Raw genomic sequence first — 17,802 nt, 5'->3', positions numbered from 1 at the left:
CAAGCCTACTTCGCCGCCATTTGGGTGATCCGTGCCGTCGCGTCCGCTACCGGAAAAGACCCCGACGATGCGTTGTTAGCCTCGATGTACAGCATCACTTTGACGGCATTTTTAAGCGAAAGAGACCGTCCGGCTCGCAACTGGGCCACCAACCCACCATCACCCATCACGTCTAGGCCAAACCTTGATGGTCGAACGCCGGTCGCTTCTAGGTAGGCCTCTACGCGGGAGAGAAGTGTCGCATCAGTCAACATGAGCATATCCAACCGAATGATATATTTCCAATTAGTTTGGTACCTTGACGTTGGAAATATATCAAGTGGCATACGCCATCGTATCATGAGATATTTCCAACGTGAGAAATCATTCGACGAAACGAGGGTCCGCAGCCCTAAGGGCTCAGGCGCTGTATAGCCGGCTTATGTCGATCCGACCCGCATCGATGCCGTCGAATAGCGAGTGGACGGCGCGATCCGGTGTCAATAGCTCGTTCTTTACGAACGTGAAGAATGGGAGCGAGCCGAGCGTTGGCAATTTGCGCGCCGTTCTGGAAGCCATCGACATCACCCTGCCAGAATTTTTACTGCATGAGGCTCGCGGGAGGTTGATGAAAGTGCCATCGCAAGAAGCATTGGCGCGGGCAATTCAGGACGTGTTGCCTGGGCTTCCGAGGAGACCGGAGAAGAGGGCCGCATATCTTGCCGAAGCCTTAATATCTGTCCTTGCGCTTCCTGCCAGTCTTGAAGCCATTCCCGATACCGAGCGGAGTGACGCGCCGGTCGAGAACGAAGAAGCTTCGTTAGTTCGTTCTTCCACCAAGTGAATTGAATGATTGCGACCGCGCAAGAGCGAAGGCAATTTGGGCAAGCCACTTCACATCCGTGCTCTCCCTCAAAAGCGCTATCAGTCATTGGCGTTGTCCCAAACTGAGCGGATCACTTTTGAAAAGTTAAGTCCGATAAACGCTTCGCTAATCCGCGCTGCGTCAGATTGATCCGGCAATATCAACCACTGACCCTCCGAATTCCTGACGAAATAGTCTGCTTCATCATACTCTCGGTCTGGAATTCTTGCGATCAGATTGTACTGACTGCGTCTCTCCAAATATTCTTCAGGGTTAATCGTTTCGACGATTCGATTTATTCGATCAGAGTAATAATCGCCGTTAAAGCTCTTCCGATGCCAATCAATAAGTTCCTGCCAGGATAGATGGACACATTCCACATACGGACTGTTCATCCAAGGAAATCTAGGATGAGAAGAAAACTCTTCACGGGAACGGACGATTTGCGAGGAGAATCCTTCCTCGAGAAACCTTCTCCTATCGACCGCAAGAGAGAAGAGTGCATCTTCTTCATCGTCATTAAGACTTGGCAAACGTTGAATATAATCAATTGCATCGTGGAAAAGAGCTGCAACCTGGCTCAAAGACTCAAGATTCATCCCGAAGTTTCTCAGAACATTCAGAACCGCGGCAAGGTTCACCTCAGTGAACGGGAAACGTCTATGAATGCCTTTTCCGCCGCCCCCACTCTCCGCTCGGAGGACACCTTCTCGCATCCAAAAGTTGAGAGTCGAAGGGCTGATTCCGGTCAAGTTCGCGATCTGCTGCCGCGAAAACGATGCTGATGTCGGTTGCATAGGGAATTACCTAGAAGCACGAAGTGCTTTTGTAAAGCACGCCGTGCCTTTGTGCCCGATGATGCACTTTGTAAATCAGGCGTGGTCCAACTCACTTCCCGCCGCTATTGGAAATTTATCAATTAACGGGTTGCGGAATGATAAATTTCCAATATTGTGACGCCCATCACCTGAGCACCCCAGCGGTCGCCAGACGGTGATCGCAGGCTCGTAACGCACGCTCTCCCCGGAGGCCTCTGCTGCACCCCTGCGTCCTCGCAGGGAGATGCATCATGGCCACGCAGTTCAAGCACGCCGACTTCACGCAAACCGCCGCTCCACGGCCCAACGTCCGTATTGCCTACGCCGGCGGCCTGACGACCACTGCGGTCAACCGCGCGCTGGCTGCGACGCCGGCCGCAATCCGCGACGCCACGCTCGACGAGCTGGCAGGGGAGGGGGGTATCGCCGTCGCGCCCTGGCTCGAAAGCGCGCCCCGGCTCGATCCGTCGGCTGGCAGTCTTACCGCAGCCACCAACAGCGCGACCAGCGGGGCGATCGTCCTGCCCGCGCTCCCTGCCGGCACTAGCCAAACGATAGTCGGCTTCGTCGACGGCTATCGTGCCGCATATTTCTCGGAAGAGGAGACGGCGGGGGACGAGGTGGTGGCCGCGGCCGACCTTTTGCGGCTCTACCCTGCTACTACTCCGGCCGATCTCGCCACCAAGCTGATGATCTCGATCCATCACGCGCAGCCGCTGTCCCGAGGCGGCGCTCTGGCGGTCGATCCGACCGAGCTCGAATGTCCGCAGGCCGGCGAGATGCTGATGTCGACGCTGACCGACGCGCTGCGTCTGGCGGCGGATACCGACATAAGTGATATCGCTTACTCTGTAGGCCCGACCGGGAATCGCACCCCAGCCATGACGCCCGATCGCGTCCAGTGGGACACGAACCTCGCAGCCTACCGGCTGGCGAACGAGGCCTTCATTATCGCGAACGCGCCCTACGCTCAGATGTATGCTGACGACCCGAGGTACGCCGAGGCGGAAGCCGTTTCCAGCGCGGCCATGGACGTGGACACGGCCGCCGAGCGCGTCCTGTTCGCCACGCCGGCACCGGACCTGGCTGCCGCCCGGACCAAACTCGACATCGCCCTGGGCGCGAACGTCCAGATCGAGGAGGTCAAATCGCTCGCGGACGATCTGCGGCGTGTCGCCGAGGCGGCCGCGCCGGAGCAATACGATCGGTTCATGGCCGGTCCCCTGATCCAGTGGAACCGTGCGTACGATCGCTACATCGACGCTCAGGCCGAACGCATGTCGTACGAGTGTGCGGTCTTTAATCCCGCGGCCACCCGCTACGAGGCGGTTCGCGCGATCTGGCCGATGAACTACAACATCGCCGACGATCGCGTGGCATCGGCTGCTCTGCAGGCGGTCGAGTATGACCAAATCGACGCTCGGTATAGCGAGCTGTGCTCCGAAGAGAGCGAAGCGCTGCAGGCGCTGTACCGCAAGATCGCGCCTGGACCGTCCGAACTGGCTACAAAGCTGCAGCTGTTCGAAGCGCACGCAGGGTGGGATTACACCAGCGTCGCCGAGATCCTTCCCGTCTTGGTCTCCGACGCTCGCCGCTTCGGCAAGCACGGCGCTTTCAAGCGCACTGACTGGGCACTGCTGGACGCCCACGCCGGCCTGCGCGCCGATGCAGAGGAGTGGTTCGAGCGGGGGCCGCACAGCGGCCGCCGGGACGACGAGAACAGCGCCAAGGTGGCCGCGCTCGAGGCGACCCTCTGGAACGAGCGCGCGACGACGATCGAGGGCGTCCTCGCCAAGCTGACCGCGATCTTCCCGCACATCGTCATCGAGGGATGGTCCGATCGGGCGGTCTTGGATCCGCGGCATCCGGACTTCCGGGAAGGCCTGGCAAAGACCGGCGTCGACTACCAGGCGCTTTGGTCCGCGATCGACGATCTGGCGCGGATCGGCGGCGTGAACCTCGCGGAGCTCGGCGCATGACCGAGACGTGCGCGGACTGCCGCTTTTGGCTTGAGGATGCCCACGAGACCAGCCCCTTGGACAACCGCTACGGCTGGTGCCGACGTAACCCGCCCCGTGTCGCTGGGAGCATCGCGAACGCCGTGACGAAGGTTTCAAAGCCTGACGACTGGCTAGGGGCAGGGGCATTGAGCAGGGCCACCCTGTTCCCTTCGACAGGCTTCTACGACTGGTGCGGCCAGTTCGAACTGCCGCCGCACCGCAACCCCGCCAACATGCCAATCTGTTGAAAGGCGTATCGATGTTTTTCACGAATATCAGCTGCAGCGAGGCCTTTCCGGTCGCCCGGATTAAAAGCGTCGCACTCTGCAAGGACTATAACGGAAAGGACCGGCACGACCGGCACCTCGTCACGCTCGACGACGGCACGCGTGAAGTGATCAACGAGGCGACTTTGGACGCCATTCAGAATCCAATAATCGGCACCTTGCAGGCTTTGCCCGGCTACGATGTCGTCAGTGCCTATCAGGCCGGCGAGGCAGTCGAGCTATCCTTCAACCCGGTCGTTGGCTGGGCCGTCCGTGCAGACGGTGAGACCCGTCCGCTTACAGCCCGCGGTATCAATGACGGCATGCACCGGACTGTCCCGGTTCGTCATCCGGATGGCTACATCTGGGATGAAGGCGGCGAACGTGGATACGATACTGTCGCTAGTTATCAAACGTCCTGGGCAGAGGAGGAAGTGATCCGTCGCGAGCGTCGGGCACTGGCGCTCGCTAGTGTGGGGAAAGGCGCATGATCGCCGGCATCCCCACTCAGGACGCGATCGCGGACGCCTGGGCCGAGTACAGCGCGGCCACGCAGCGGCTGGTCACCATGGAACGGGAAGCTGCCCCGTCAGCCGCACGAAGGGTTGCGGCGATCAAGGCTCACCGCCTGCAGCGCGCTTTTACCCTGATGTCGGAGTTGGCGGAGCTCGGCGTGAAGCTCGAGCCGGCGCTTACGATCGTTCCGACGTCCGCTCAGCGCTGATCGCCATCGTCCGCCCGTCAATCGTGGCTCAATCGAAAGCCGAAACCATGACTGCCACCGTCGAACATCGCATGTGGGCGAACAAGCAGGGCTTCACCGCGCCGGAATGGGTGCAGGCGGCCATGGCCGAGACGCGCCAGCCGAACGGCACCTTCCTTCTCGATACGCCAACTGGTCAGGCGCGGGTCCACGTCGGTCACGTCGTGATCGAACGGAAGGACCAGCACTACACCTGTGCGCCCGTCGACATGCCGGCGCTCCTCGCTGAACTCGACGAAAACGATATCGTTTATGCGCCGCTCGGCCCCAAACAGCCTGGGGCGGGACGGCCAAAGGCGGCACCGCAGGCGACAGTTCCGATGGCTTCGACGGGGCGGCACCGTGCCGCGACGTCCCCGGCGCCGGCGTTCGCGCCGCAGCTGGGCAACCCGCCGTCCATCGAGCAGCGTCCGGTCGCGGACCTGCGCATCGACGACAGCTACCAGCGGTCGATCGACACCGGCGCGTCGCAACGCCTGATCCGCAGCATCGCGGCCGTGTGGGACTGGCGCATGTGCATGCCGCTGGTCGTGTCCCGCCGCCACGACGGCAGCTTCTACGTCATCGACGGCCAGCATCGCCTGGAAGGCGCGCGACTGCGCGGCGACGTCCAGTTCCTGCCCTGCTGCATCTCGACCTATGCAAGCGTTGCCGAGGAAGCCGCGATGTTCGTCGCGATGAACCGGACCCGCCGCGCCATCAACCGCCTGGACGATCTGCATGCGGCCACGGCAGGCGGTGACCCGGAAGCGATGGCGATCACCAAGATGGTGACCGACGCCGGCTTCACGGTCTCGCGAAAAACCGGTCATGCCTCTTGGACGCCCGGCGAGGTGGCCTTCACGTCCGCCATCGCGACGATCTACCGGAAGCACGGCCCGTCGGTTGTCGCCGAGGCGCTCGAGATAATGGCGTCATCGTTCGGCGGTCAGCGGCTGACGGCCGGAAGCCCGATCTTCACTGCGCTCGCTAAGATCCTCGCGATGCCGCCTGCGCGGCTCGACAAGGCCAGGCTGTTCACCGCCGTATCGTCGTTCGACATGGCGGCGTGGTCGGAGTTCATCGCGACCTGTGCTGGTGGCGACGATCGGCACCGTCGCATTCGGGCGATGTTGCTGGAAAGCCAGGATCTCGCGACACAGGCGGTTGCGGCATGAGCGGTTATCCGTCTCTGAGCGTGCTTCCGGCCGAGGATCGCGCCACGCTGGTCGAACAGCTTCTGGCGGGAAATCTCGTGTCGATCACGGGAGCGGCGCGGATTGTCGGCCGGAACCGCATTACCGTCGGGGCATACCTCAAGCAGGTCATCGCAGCGTTCAGCCGCGGAGGGCAGGAGTTGCTCTGCGGCTGCGGACAGCCAGTGTTCCACGAACGGTACTGCAGCACGTACACCGGCGAGAGCTTGGGCATATCGTATGAGACCCGGTGCCAGGTGGAGACGGATCTGCTGGGCGGGGTGCCGCGGAGAGATATCCGTGCGAACTACGGCCTCTCGCGGCAGCAGGTAGAGCGCATCGCCAAAGCGTTCTCGGTGCCGAAGCAGGCTGAGCGCGCTGCAAATAATGACGTAGCTTTAAGGCACCTCGAACGGCGCATGGTCGAATGCACCGATGGAATGCGCGTAGTCATATGCGAGCGCCTTACGAACGGCGAGGATCCCGCGCAGATCGCGACCGCCACGGGCCTGACCATCGGCCAGATCAATTATGCCGCCCGGGGTATGACGGGCGAACAGATCGGGCGTCGACGCCAGATCGTTGCGGCCAAGCGTATCGCAGCGGTGGCAGCCACAGCCCGCCGCCGCAAGATCCGAGAGCGACCCCGGGCGGCAACCCTGCCACCAGCGTACCGCGACAGGCTGTACGCGACGATCGCCGCGACGATGCCCCGCCAGATCAACCCGGCGCTGCGCGACGACATCATCAGCGAGATGTACCTGGCTGTGCTCGAGGAGCGCCTCGCTGCCGAGAATGTGAAGCGCGAAGCGAAGCGCTTTCTCCTGGCCGGGTACGCTGTGTGGGCAAGCAAGTTCGGGCCGCGCAGCCTCGACGAAATGATCAACGACGACATCGACCGGTCCGGGCTCGAGATGATCGAGGATCCGTCCGCGCTCGAAGCTTTTGACGACATCCGATTTGAGAGGGAATGGGCGTGATCAACACGACTGCGCGGAACGATAACAACCTCGACGTCCTGCCGCCGCTCGCGCGGGCGCTGGCATCGCAACTTCGTCAGATGATGCCTTCCGTCGCGGACCTCGCAGCGTCACGCGATAGCGAGGGGGCCATGGGGCTCGGGCCCGAGACGGCGGTACCGGCAATGTGGCTGCACCTGCTGCTGATGGAGTGCGAACTGCTGGCGTCGCGACTGTGGGTCGCGGAGGCCGGACCGAAGATCGCTGCCTTTAACGCCTTAGCAGCGCCGCCCATAAAGACGCCGGAACGCGAGGCGACTGTAGAACTCAACACGACGCTAGTCAGCGTCAAGGTATACGATGATCCGGGAGCAACGGTGCTTGGCGCCGGTAGCGGAACTAATACCACACTTCGGTCAGGCGCAATCGCCAACGTTGAGTTGGTCAATAGCCGACTGGAACACCCTGTAGACCAGCTTCCAGATCAAACGGTCAGTATAGTCTGCGATCATCGTGCGAATCTCCCAAGTCCCCAAACCGTATCCGGCGTCGGTGAACACGGAGCATCACATGCAACGCCCACATCACTAAGCAGTCATTTAACCGTAACAGATCCCGAATTGGGACGGGGAGAGACACTATGACAATGTCCGATCGAGAGGCGGCGGGGCTGACCTGCGGCCATGGAAAGGCGGCCGGACCGACGTTCTTTAAGCTATGGATGCCGTACCTGTTCCAGCGGGTCGCGCACCCGAAGCGCAAGCGCGCATTCCTTCCGCTGAACCGGGATTACGTGCCGCTCGGTATGACAAGGGGCGGGTGGATCGACTACGAGAAGGTAATGCCGACGCACGGCGTCTTTTTCGCACGCGATCCGGCCGCGCTGGACGTCTGGTGGAACACGCGGGACGAGAAGCTCTGGCTGTACGACGACAGCGTCGCAAGCCGGCTGACCTATTTCGCGCGGCTCGAGAAGCTGATGCTGCGACAGGTGGAGGTAATTCAGTGACCCGCGAACATGACAACATTGTTCGGTTGCCGGAGGTCCGACGCCGGACTGGGCTACACCGTGCAACGATCTATCGGAAGGTCGCTGCAGGAACCTTCCCGACCCAGATCGCGATCAGCACGAACTGCGTCGGCTGGTACGAAAGCGACATCAACGAGTGGGTGGGCAGCCCACGCTAGCCGCGACGACCAATACTATCCTGTTTTCAGGCAAGCGGCAGACGCGACTAGCGATGCATTAGCCGGGTGCGGCTAAGTCGTCTTGTAGCTCCACGCTGATGGCTGGCGTTCCTGCGTGGCGGTTCGCGTGGGGACGGCGGGTGCCTTCCCCGTCTTCGCTGCTATCAGATCGTCAAGACGTTGGCGTTCCTGGTTGCTCTCGGCTTGGTTGCGAGCTCGTCTCAACCGATACAAGTCTGCTTCAGCGATCCAGTTGTACATAGCGTCCTCCACACTGCGACGGGCAATGGGCTAACCAAGATCGCAACCCAAATAATAAACCTTGGTTAATTTATACCTTATTTTCAGAGCTGCATGACGCCCGCTCTACCTCGGTACAGTGCGGCGTGGTGAAATCGACAATCCTCGCGCGCTGCCTAATTCCGTCGGCGACGACGCGGCGAACTAACGCTCTTCCCCACGCAGCAAATCGTTCGCCGGTGCCATGCCCTCCATCAGCAGGTCCGCCCAGGCCTCTGCCAGTTGCCGGCGTCGAGCCATATGCTGCGACCGGTTATAGGCTGCCTCCGACCCCGACAGCCCCTGCGGGACGTGCGCCAGCATCAGGTCGATGACTGCGCGATCACCAACGCGGACGTCGTCACCGACCCGCTCGTTCATGATGGTCGAGAAGCAGGCTCGCCAGCCATGCGGGACGTGCCGGCCGCGATACCCGATCCGGTTGTACAGGTAGCCAATTGTGTTTTCGGACATCGGGCGGATGGTGCTGCGCGTGCTGGGGAACAGCAGGGCGATCCGACCCGTCAGCCGACGGAGCGCGTGTAGCACGTCGACCGCCTGCGCGGGCAGGGGGATGACGTGCTCGAACACCTGATCAGTCTTCCGGTCCATCTCCAGCTTCATGCGCGCGGCCGGCACGCGCCAGAGTGCCCCCGGTGCCGGTGCCCCCGGATGCCCCCAATCGATGCCCTCAAACTCGGACCACGGCGCCGATCGCAGGATACCAGGACGAGCTGCCGTCAAGGCAAGCAGCCGCGACGCCAGCTTGGTGACCGGACCGGCGCTGGACGCCTCCGTATCAATCAGCAGCTGTCGAGCTTTCTCGATGTCCACGAACGCCGGCTGCTTACCCTTGTTTGCCAGCGGTTGAAGGGCTTTGCCGAGGCTAGCGGATGGATCGTTTGCCGCGGTGCCCTCCGCCATCGCGTAGACGAACACTGCCGACACATGCTGGCGGATCCTCTTGGCCGTCTCGATCGATCCGCGCCGTTCGATCTTCCGCAGCTCTGCCAGCACTAGCGGCCCGTCGATCTCACCGATGGGCATCCGTCCGAGTTCGGGGAAGATGTCACGCTCGAGCGCGCGTATCACCAGGTCAGTATAGTCTGGTGACCAGCGGGGCCGCTGCGCCGTATGCCATTCGCGCGCCTTCATCTCGAAGGTCGTGGCCGCCGCGGTAACGCTCGACGCCCGCGCCTTCATTTTCTCGACGGCAGGGTCGCGATCGTCGCGCAAAAGACGGCGAGCGGCGTCTCGCCGGTCCCGTGCCTCCGCCAGGGTTACCTCTGGGTAGGGGCCGAACGTCAGCCGCTTTTCCTTGCCCCCGTACCGGTACTTCATGCGCCAGGACTTGAAGCCGGTCTTTGTGACGAACAGGTAGAGCCCACCAGCGTCACTTAGCTTCTGGTCCTTGTCGGTAGCCTTGGCCTTCCGAGCCTGTACGTCGGTCAGCACCGATGCCCCCAATCTGACAACCGGTGCCCCCAAAGTGCCCCCAGATGCCCCACGATCAGGTGCAACACGATGCGACACCCTGACTAGGAGGATGCTGCGAAAACCGAGGATTTACAAGGGTTTTGATACTGGATGTGCCGCGATGCGCGGGGTTTTTGGTGGGCCCGGCAGGATTCGAACCCGCAACCTAGCCGTTATGAGCGGCCGGCTCTACCATTGAGCTACAGGCCCCCGGGCACGGCAAATAGCGGAGCGGCCGCCCGTTAGGCAAGCCGCCCAGTCGGCCTTAGATCAATGGAATAGGCCGACGGCCCAGCCAAGGGCGAGCCAGACCGGGGACGAGATCAACCCGGCAAACAGGATCGCCATCGGGATCGGCACGGAATCGCGTGCGGCCTGGGGACCAACGTCGGTCTTGAGGATGCCTGTCGTCACTGCAGCCTTCTCCATTTCATTTTTCTGTCTTGGTTTTGTAACGCCTCGACCTTGCGGAAGGCTTCACAGGTTCGGTAAAAAATTTGCGTGGCGGGGGCGGTCGGGCGTGGACCTTATGGCCGGATGACGGATCGTCCGCGGCGCGTTAAGACAGGCGATGCCGAACAGACAGTCGCCGGGCCTCCCGAACCGCCAGCAAATCCTCGATTTCATCGCGAGCAGCGATACACCGGCGGGCAAGCGCGAGATCGCGCGGGCCTTCGGACTGCATGCGCAGGACAAGATTCTGCTGAAGGCGTTGTTGAAGGACATGGCGGACGAGGGGCTGATTGACAGTGCCCCGGGCCGCGCGTTCCACAAGATGGGCGGCGTGCCGAAGGTGACGGTGCTGCGCATCGTGGACGTGACCGAGGAAGGCGTGCCGATCGCGGTGCCCGAGAATTGGGACAGCGACCAGCCGCCGCCGCGGTTGCGCGTGGTGGTGCGTGGCAAGCGAGATCCGCTGGGGCCGGGCGACCGCATCCTGTCGCGGACCGAGGAGGCGGGCTCCGGCTGGCTGGCGCATCCGATGAAGAAGCTGGCGCGCGGCGAGGAGCTGGTGCTGGGCGTGCTGCGCCGCGAGGGCGACCGGTTGTGGCTGAAGCCCGTCGACAAGCGCGAGAAGCGCGACTGGCCGGTGTCGGACGCGGGCGAGGCGGATGTCGGCGACCTGGTGCTGGCGGAAAAGGCCGGGCGGCCGCCGCGCATGACGGTGCGCGTGAGCGAGCGGCTGGGCGATCCGTTCGCGCCGCGCAGTTTTAGCCTGGTCGCGATCCACAAGTTCGGCATTCCGGATGTCTTCTCGGAAGAGGTGCTGGCCGAGGCGACCGCGGCGGCGAAGCTGCCGCTGGGCGAGGGGCGCGAGGACCTGACGCACCTGCCGATCGTGGCGATCGACCCGAGCAACGCGCGCGACCATGACGATGCGGTGTGGGCGACGCCGGACGAGGACCCGGGCAATGCCGGCGGGTACCGCGCGATCGTCGCGATCGCCGACGTGGCTTATTATGTGCGGGCCGGGTCGGAGCTCGACCGGTCGGCGCGCAAGCGCGGCAACAGCGTGTATTTCCCGGACCGGGTGGTGCCGATGCTGCCGGAGATCCTGTCGGCGGACGTCTGTTCGCTGAAGGAGGGCGTCGATCGGGCGGCGCTGGCGTGCCACCTGCGCGTCGGCGCGGACGGGACGTTGAAGGGGTGGCATTTCACGCGCGCCACCGTGCGGATCGCGGCCAACATCGCATACGAGGATGCGCAGGCGGCGATCGACGGCGAGGCGGGCCGCGTGCCGGCGGAACTGGTCGGGGCGGCGTTGAAGCCGCTCTGGGCGTGCTGGCGGTTGTTCGCGGGGGCGCGGGAACGGCGCGGGCCGCTCGATCTGGACATGCCGGAGCGGCGGGTGGAGCTGGACGAGACGGGGCGGATCCAGTCGGTCGCGCCGCGCGAACGGCTCGATTCGATGCGGTTGATCGAGGAATATATGATCGCGGCCAATGTCGCGGCGGCCAAAGCGCTCGAATCGAAGAAGCAGCCGGTGATGTACCGCGATCATGAGTCGCCGAGCCGCGAGAAGCTGGTCGCGTTGAAGGAGTATCTCGAGACGTGCGGTGTGTCGTTCGCGCTGGGGCAGGTGGTGCGGCCCGAGACGTTCAACCATCTGCTCGCGCGCGTCGAGGACGCGGCGATGCGGCCGCAGATCATGGAGCAGATCCTGCGATCGCAGACGCAGGCTTATTATGCGCCGGCCAATACCGGGCATTTCGGGCTGGCGCTGGGCAGCTATGCGCATTTCACCAGCCCGATCCGGCGTTATGCCGATCTGCTGGTCCATCGGTCGCTGGTCGGGGCGTTCGGCTTGGCGCCGGCGGTCGAGCAGACGCGGTTGCCGGCGGCGGATGCCGAGCGGATGCCGGCGCTGGGCGAGGCGATCAGCCGGACCGAGCGGCGCGCGATGGAGGCGGAGCGCGAGACGATCGACCGTTATGTCGCGGCGTATCTGACGCGGTTCGTGGGTGAGGTGGTCGATACGCGCATCACCGGGGTGCGCGCGTTCGGGTTTTTCGCGACGGTGCAGGAGATCGGCGGAGACGGGCTGGTACCGGTGTCGACGCTGGGGGCCGAACGCTTCACCTTCGACGAGGCGGCGCAGGCGCTGGTCGGGGACGAGAGCGGCGACCGCTATGTCAGCGGGCAGTTGTTGAAACTGCGGCTGGTGGAGGCGGATCCGATCAGCGGGGCGCTGCGGTTCGAACCGGTGGAGGGGGCGAGCCATTTGCCGCATCGGCGACATGATTCGCGGGACCGGCCGCGGACGGGCAAGCCGGGGCGGCCCAGGAATATTCGGCATCAAGGGCGGCGCTGAGCCTCCCTCCCACCGTTGAATATCCGTTCGACACCGCACCCCGTTCCGGTCCGGAGCGGGGTGTTTCGTTGTGTCTCACAACGCCCAAAATGACCTATTTACAGGAATACACAAAAGCGTAGCCTCAGTGTCATCAAGACGTAACAAAAAGAGAGGTTGCTATGATTCGTTTGCTCGGTGGAGCCCTTCTGCTCTCCATTTCCACGCTCGCATCCGCCGATCCGGTGGCGTTCAGGGCCATTTCGACCGGGGACCTGACCACGGCCGAGCGGACGCTCGCATCGCAGGTTGCGGCCGGCTCGACCGAGCCGGGCGTGCTGCTGAACCTGGCGCATGTCTATCGCACCACCGCGCGGGCCGCGCAGGCGCAGGCGCTGTATCGTCAGGTGCTGGCCGAACCGAATGTCCAGATGGGCAAGCCGGACGGGTCGCCGGCCTGGTCGCATGACCTGGCGACCGCCGGGCTGGCGCGCGCATCGCAGTTCGCCGCGCGGTAACATCCGACGGGCGCATCCACGAGGGCGGCGTGGGTGACGCTACGATTTGTTAAGCATCCCCCGGCCATGACGGACTCTCCTAATGGTCGGGGTCGCGATGCGCTGGTCCAGTTTCCTGTTCGTGGTCGCATCGCTGCATGCCGTCAGCGTGCGTGCCGAGGTAACCGGCGAGACGGTGGGCGAGTGCGTGCCGTTCGCGCGGCTGATGTCGGGTATCCAGCTGTACGGCAATGCCTGGACATGGTGGGCGCAGGCCGACGGGCGCTATGCCCGCGGGACGACGCCGAAGATGGGCGCAGTGCTGGTGTTCCGTCCGTCCGGCGCGATGAAATTGGGCCATGTCGCGGTGGTGAGCCAGGTGATCGGCCCGCGCGTGGTGATGGTGACGCACAGCAACTGGTCACGGATCGGCGGCACGCGCGGCCAGGTCGAGCGCGACGTGACGATGACCGACGTGTCGCCGCGCGGCGACTGGAGCCGGGTGCGCGTCTGGTATCACCAGAACGAGGCGTTGGGCGGGTCGAGCTATCCGACCTACGGCTTCATCTACGGTGCGCCGCTGGCGGACGGGATGAAGTCTGCGCAGCCCTCGAAGCGGTTGAGTGGGCCTTCGCCGGATATCATCGGGGCGGTGATCGATTCGATTGGGTAGGGTGAGCGTCGCCCGTCGGTTTGAGGTGGTCGGGTCCTCTTCCCATCCGTCATCCCGGATCAAGTCCGGGATGACGGTGAAGAGGGGCGCGCTTCTCCCCTGAGAGTCTGGAGCCGACCCTCTAATCAATACCTAGCCCGATGCGGCTCCACTGGATCGTGGTCCACCAGCTTTTCGGTGAAGCCCGGCGTGCGGAGCGGTCGGTGGACCAGGCGAGGATCGCGCCGCGGCCGAGGAGGCGGTCGGTGGGCACCATGCCGAGGCCGCCGGCGTCCGGGTCGATGCGGCTGTCGGCGCTGGCGTCGCGGTTGTCGCCGAGCAGGAAGAGCGTGGCGGGTGGGACGGTGCGGGCCGTCATGTCGTCCGAGGGGCCGGGCGCGCTGTCGAGGACGGCGTGGCTGGTGCCGTCGGGCATGGTTTCGGTGAAGCGGCGGTAGCGGCATTCGCGGCCTTCGTGCCGGACGCCGCGGCAGAGTGTGCCGGGGCGGATCGGAATCAGGACGTCGCCGATCCGGATGCGCGGGAGCGGGCGGCCGTCGAGCGTGACGGTGCCGGCGCGCATCGCGACGCGGTCGCCGGGCAGGCCGATGACGCGCATCACGACGTTGCGGCTGCCGTTCGGGCCGACGTCACGGATCACCACGACATCGCCGCGGACCGGATCGCGTGGCGACCAACGCCCCTTGAACAGCGGTGCGCCGCCGATCAGGCCGTAGCGCGACCAGCCATAGGGCCATTTCGCCACGAGCAGCGCGTCGCCGGGGCGCAGTTGCGGAAGCATCGCCCCGTCGTGGATCGCCATTCCTCCGACCACGAAGCTGCGCACCAGCCAGCCCGCGACGAACAGGATCGCGACCAGTCGGAGCGTCGCGAAACGGGAACGGGCGGCGGTCGCGGGCATGTTGGTGGGATGACGGCTCCGGCGGGTCGTCGTCAAGCGCGGACGGGGATGACGGACGGTGGCCGCGGGCGTAAGACGCAGCCAACAACAGGCGCAGGACTTTGATCATGGACGATGCCACCCCCGGACCGGCCGCACGTTGGGACGCCTTGCGCGCGATGCCGGTGCCGACGCTGACCACCTTGTTCGCCGACGAGCCGGATCGGCTGTCGCGGATGGTGATCGAGGAGGCCGGGCTGCGGTTCGATTTCTGTAAGACGCATCTGAACGCGGCGATGCTCGACGGGCTGGCGGACCTGGCCGAGGCGCAGGGGTTCGCAGCGCGGCGCGATGCGTTGTTCGCGGGCGACGTCGTGAACCAGAGCGAGGGGCGGGCGGCGGAGCATGTCGCGGAGCGCGGGCAGGGGGCGCCCGATGCGGTGGCGGCGGCGCGGATGCTGCATGCCCGGATGCGCGGGCTGATCGACGTGATCGAGGCGGAGGCGATCGGGCCGTTCCGCCATATCCTGCACATTGGGATCGGTGGGTCGGCGCTGGGGCCGAACCTGCTGATTGATGCGCTGGGTGACGATGCCGAGCGGTACGATGTGGCGGTGGTGTCGAACGTCGACGGGATGGCGCTGGACCGCGTGTTCCGGCGGTTCGACCCGGCGGCGACGCTGATCGTCGTCGCGTCCAAGACGTTCACGACGGCGGAGACGATGCTGAACGCGGAAAGCGCGCTGTCCTGGCTGGCGGAGAACGGGGTTGCCGATCCTTATGGGCAGGTCGTGGCGCTGACCGCCGCGCCCGACCGCGCGGTGGAATGGGGCGTGGACGAGACGCGCATCCTGCCGTTCGCGGAGAGTGTGGGCGGGCGGTATTCGCTGTGGTCGTCGATCGGGTTTCCGGTCGCGCTGGCGCTTGGCTGGGATGCGTTCGAGACGTTGCTGGAGGGGGCCGCGGCGATGGACCGGCATTTCCGGCTAGCCGCGCCGTTGCAGAATGCGCCGCTTATGGCGGCGTTCGTGGACTATTATTATGCGGTGGTGCGCGGGGCGGAGACGCGCGCGGTGTTCGCCTATGACGAGCGGCTGGCGTTGCTGCCGCCCTATCTCCAGCAGCTGGAGATGGAGTCGAACGGGAAGCGCGTCGGCGTCAACGGGACGGCGCTGGCGGTGCCGAGCGCGCCGATCACCTGGGGCGGGGTGGGGACGGACGCGCAGCATGCGGTGTTCCAGCTGCTCCACCAGGGGACGCATCTGGTGCCGGTCGAGTTCGTCGCGGTGATTGAGCCGGGCGATGCGCTGGACGAGGCACATCACGAGGCGCTGCTGATCAACTGTTTCGCGCAGGGTGCGGCGCTGATGGCGGGGCAGTCGAACGACGATCCGCAGCGCGCCTATCCGGGGGATCGGCCGTCGACGACGATCCTGATCGACCGGCTCGATCCGGCGCGGCTGGGGGCGTTGCTGGCGTTCTACGAGCACCGGACCTTTGCCAATGCGGTGCTGCTGGGGATCAACCCGTTCGACCAGTGGGGGGTGGAGCTGGGCAAGACCATCGCGCGGTCGATCGTCGAGGAGGGGACCGAGCGGTTCGATGCCTCCACGCGGGCGTTGATGGCGCGGGTGCGCGGCTGATGCTTTATTAGCCCCTCTCCTTCAGGGAAGGGGTTGGGGTGGGGCCAACCTCTCCCCATTTTCATAGTTCGCATTCGGGGTGCTGTTGCCCCCACCCCCAACCCCTCCCCTGAAGGAGAGGGGCTCAAGCAATTCTGGAGTCCTGCATGTCCGATTATGACTATGACCTGTTCGTCATCGGCGGCGGTTCGGGGGGCGTGCGGGCGGCGCGGGTTTCGGCGGCGCATGGCGCGCGGGTCGCGCTGGCCGAGGAGTTTCGCGTCGGCGGGACGTGCGTCATCCGTGGGTGCGTACCGAAGAAGCTGCTGATCTACGGCGCGCATTTCGCCGAGGATCTGGCCGACGCGCGCCATTTCGGGTGGGACGTGCCGGAGACGTCGTTCGACTGGATCCGGCTGCGCGATGCGGTGCTGGCCGATGTCACGCGGCTGGAGGGGCTGTACACCAACACGCTGGAGAATAACGGCGTCACGCTGTTCCACGAGCGTGCGACGGTGACCGGGCCGCATAGTGTGAAGCTGGCGACGGGGCGCGAGATCAGCGTCGGGCATATCCTGATCGCGACGGGGGCGTGGCCCGATACGCCGGAGTTTCCGGGCGCCGAGCACGGCATCACATCGAACGAGGTGTTCCACCTCGACGCGATTCCGAAGCGGATGGTGATCGCGGGGGCGGGCTATATCGCCAACGAATTCGCTGGGATCTTCCACCAGTTCGGGTCGCATGTGACGCTGGTGAACCGGTCGGATGTGATCCTGCGCGGGTACGATGCGCAGATCCGCGATCGGCTGCTGCAGATTTCGACCGTGAAGGGGATCGATTTCAAGTTCCATGCAGCGTTCGAGAAGGTGGAGAAGCAGGCGGACGGGTCGCTGCTGATCTTTACCGCGAACCATGATCCGATCGAGGCGGACCTGCTGATGTTCGCGACGGGGCGCCGGCCGCATACGCAGGGCCTGGGGCTGGAGGCCGCGGGCGTCACGCTGGGCGGGCGTGGGGCGATCATCGTCGACGAGGACAACCGCTCGAACGTGCCGAGCATCTATGCGGTCGGCGACGTGACCGACCGGGTCCAGCTGACCCCGATCGCGATCCGCGAGGGGCAGGCGTTCGCCGACACGGTGTTCGGCGGCAAGCCGCACCGCGTCGACTATACCAACATCCCGAGCGCGGTGTTCAGCCACCCGCCGATCGCGGCAGTGGGCATGACCGAGGCGGAAGTGCGCAACCGCTACGGCGCGGCGAAGGTCTACACGTCCGATTTCCGGCCGATGAAGAACGTGCTGGCGCAGCGCAACGAGCGGGCGCTGTACAAGATGGTGTGCCACCCGGAGACGCATGTCGTGCTGGGGCTGCACATGATCGGGCCGGATGCGCCGGAGATCCTGCAGGCCGCCGCGGTGGCGGTGAAGGCCGGGCTGAGCAAGCAGGCGTTCGACGATACGGTGGCGCTGCACCCGTCGATGGCCGAGGAACTGGTGCTGTTCAAGTAAGGCGCTTGGCGTTTCGGCGCTGGTCGGACTAGCTGGGCGGGCGTGATGATGACCCCG

General features: G+C 64.5%; 19 protein-coding genes and 1 tRNA gene. 14 read left to right on the top strand and 6 right to left on the bottom strand.

The genetic code is table 11. The features are described from left to right. Nucleotides 1–5: 5 nt before the first annotated feature. Complete coding sequence (locus ACFSGX_RS11350) at nt 6–266, bottom strand: hypothetical protein (protein ID WP_380929942.1); 261 nt, start codon at nt 264–266, stop codon at nt 6–8. Between the two features lie 155 nt (nt 267–421). Between ACFSGX_RS11350 and ACFSGX_RS11345 the strand changes: the two genes are divergently transcribed. Then, nucleotides 422–823, top strand: a complete 402-nt coding sequence (locus ACFSGX_RS11345) for a hypothetical protein (protein ID WP_380929940.1) — start codon at nt 422–424, stop codon at nt 821–823. 80 nt (nt 824–903) lie between these two features. Here the strand turns inward: ACFSGX_RS11345 and ACFSGX_RS11340 are convergent, their stop codons facing one another. Next, entirely contained in the window at nt 904–1,596 is a 693-nt protein-coding gene (locus tag ACFSGX_RS11340; protein WP_380929938.1) for a MerR family transcriptional regulator, read from the bottom strand. 317 nt (nt 1,597–1,913) lie between these two features. On the opposite strand from ACFSGX_RS11340, the gene ACFSGX_RS11335 reads away from it, so the two are divergent. The 8 genes from ACFSGX_RS11335 to ACFSGX_RS11300 all read left to right on the top strand — a co-directional run bounded on the left by ACFSGX_RS11335 (nt 1,914) and on the right by ACFSGX_RS11300 (nt 8,013). Then, nucleotides 1,914–3,641, top strand: coding sequence for a hypothetical protein (locus tag ACFSGX_RS11335; RefSeq protein ID WP_380929936.1), 1,728 nt, complete (start codon nt 1,914–1,916; stop codon nt 3,639–3,641). 280 nt (nt 3,642–3,921) lie between these two features. After that, entirely contained in the window at nt 3,922–4,419 is a 498-nt protein-coding gene (locus ACFSGX_RS11330) for a hypothetical protein (RefSeq protein ID WP_380929934.1), read from the top strand. Next, nucleotides 4,416–4,652, top strand: coding sequence for a hypothetical protein (locus ACFSGX_RS11325; RefSeq protein WP_380929932.1), 237 nt, complete (start codon nt 4,416–4,418; stop codon nt 4,650–4,652). Before ACFSGX_RS11330 ends, ACFSGX_RS11325 begins: the two co-directional genes overlap by 4 nt. A 47-nt stretch (nt 4,653–4,699) precedes the next feature. Beyond that, complete coding sequence (locus tag ACFSGX_RS11320; RefSeq protein ID WP_380929931.1) at nt 4,700–5,848, top strand: DUF6551 family protein; 1,149 nt, start codon at nt 4,700–4,702, stop codon at nt 5,846–5,848. Then, the gene (locus ACFSGX_RS11315; protein ID WP_380929930.1) at nt 5,845–6,846 is read left to right on the top strand and encodes a hypothetical protein; all 1,002 of its coding nucleotides are present in this window, start codon (nt 5,845–5,847) and stop codon (nt 6,844–6,846) included. The genes ACFSGX_RS11320 and ACFSGX_RS11315 overlap by 4 nt, the downstream gene beginning before the upstream one ends. Next, entirely contained in the window at nt 6,837–7,469 is a 633-nt protein-coding gene (locus tag ACFSGX_RS11310; protein ID WP_380929928.1) for a hypothetical protein, read from the top strand. Before ACFSGX_RS11315 ends, ACFSGX_RS11310 begins: the two co-directional genes overlap by 10 nt. Then, nucleotides 7,466–7,834, top strand: coding sequence for a hypothetical protein (locus ACFSGX_RS11305; RefSeq protein ID WP_380930043.1), 369 nt, complete (start codon nt 7,466–7,468; stop codon nt 7,832–7,834). Before ACFSGX_RS11310 ends, ACFSGX_RS11305 begins: the two co-directional genes overlap by 4 nt. Then, a complete protein-coding gene (locus ACFSGX_RS11300) occupies nt 7,720–8,013 on the top strand; it encodes a helix-turn-helix transcriptional regulator (RefSeq protein ID WP_380929926.1) in 294 nt (97 codons plus the stop codon). Before ACFSGX_RS11305 ends, ACFSGX_RS11300 begins: the two co-directional genes overlap by 115 nt. Before the next feature lie 444 nt (nt 8,014–8,457). On the opposite strand, the gene ACFSGX_RS11295 is transcribed toward ACFSGX_RS11300, so the two are convergent. The 3 genes from ACFSGX_RS11295 to ACFSGX_RS11285 all read right to left on the bottom strand — a co-directional run bounded on the left by ACFSGX_RS11295 (nt 8,458) and on the right by ACFSGX_RS11285 (nt 10,197). Beyond that, nucleotides 8,458–9,747 (bottom strand): tyrosine-type recombinase/integrase, encoded by a 1,290-nt coding sequence (locus tag ACFSGX_RS11295; RefSeq protein ID WP_380929924.1) that lies wholly within the window; start codon nt 9,745–9,747, stop codon nt 8,458–8,460. A 156-nt stretch (nt 9,748–9,903) separates the two neighbouring features. Further along, nucleotides 9,904–9,978 (bottom strand) — tRNA-Ile (locus ACFSGX_RS11290). A 60-nt stretch (nt 9,979–10,038) separates the two neighbouring features. Continuing rightward, complete coding sequence (locus tag ACFSGX_RS11285) at nt 10,039–10,197, bottom strand: hypothetical protein (RefSeq protein ID WP_380929923.1); 159 nt, start codon at nt 10,195–10,197, stop codon at nt 10,039–10,041. Between the two features lie 142 nt (nt 10,198–10,339). Here ACFSGX_RS11285 and ACFSGX_RS11280 point away from each other — a divergent pair, with 142 nt between their 5' ends. From ACFSGX_RS11280 to ACFSGX_RS11270, 3 genes are all read left to right on the top strand, one after another. Further along, on the top strand, nt 10,340–12,580 hold the full coding sequence (locus ACFSGX_RS11280) for a ribonuclease R family protein (protein ID WP_380929921.1): 2,241 nt from the start codon (nt 10,340–10,342) through the stop codon (nt 12,578–12,580). A 161-nt stretch (nt 12,581–12,741) separates the two neighbouring features. Continuing rightward, on the top strand, nt 12,742–13,077 hold the full coding sequence (locus ACFSGX_RS11275; protein ID WP_380929919.1) for a tetratricopeptide repeat protein: 336 nt from the start codon (nt 12,742–12,744) through the stop codon (nt 13,075–13,077). 97 nt (nt 13,078–13,174) lie between these two features. Continuing rightward, a complete protein-coding gene (locus ACFSGX_RS11270) occupies nt 13,175–13,729 on the top strand; it encodes a CHAP domain-containing protein (RefSeq protein ID WP_380929918.1) in 555 nt (184 codons plus the stop codon). A 121-nt stretch (nt 13,730–13,850) separates the two neighbouring features. Here ACFSGX_RS11270 and lepB read toward each other — a convergent pair whose 3' ends face one another. Further along, nucleotides 13,851–14,630 (bottom strand): signal peptidase I, encoded by a 780-nt coding sequence (gene lepB, locus ACFSGX_RS11265; protein ID WP_380929916.1) that lies wholly within the window; start codon nt 14,628–14,630, stop codon nt 13,851–13,853. 107 nt (nt 14,631–14,737) lie between these two features. Between lepB and pgi the strand changes: the two genes are divergently transcribed. Both pgi and gorA read left to right on the top strand, forming a co-directional pair. Next, nucleotides 14,738–16,252, top strand: a complete 1,515-nt coding sequence (pgi, locus tag ACFSGX_RS11260) for a glucose-6-phosphate isomerase (RefSeq protein ID WP_380929914.1) — start codon at nt 14,738–14,740, stop codon at nt 16,250–16,252. 146 nt (nt 16,253–16,398) lie between these two features. Continuing rightward, nucleotides 16,399–17,745 carry a glutathione-disulfide reductase gene (gorA, locus tag ACFSGX_RS11255; protein ID WP_380929913.1) on the top strand — a complete coding sequence of 449 codons (1,347 nt, stop codon included), beginning with the start codon at nt 16,399–16,401 and terminating at the stop codon, nt 17,743–17,745. Nucleotides 17,746–17,802: the final 57 nt, after the last annotated feature.

Source organism: Sphingomonas arantia (assembly GCF_042682045.1).
In the GTDB taxonomy this organism is placed as follows: Bacteria; Pseudomonadota; Alphaproteobacteria; order Sphingomonadales; family Sphingomonadaceae; genus Sphingomonas_R; species Sphingomonas_R arantia.
Note: the sequence above shows the minus strand (reverse complement) of the source record. Positions and strands in the feature narration are given on the sequence as shown.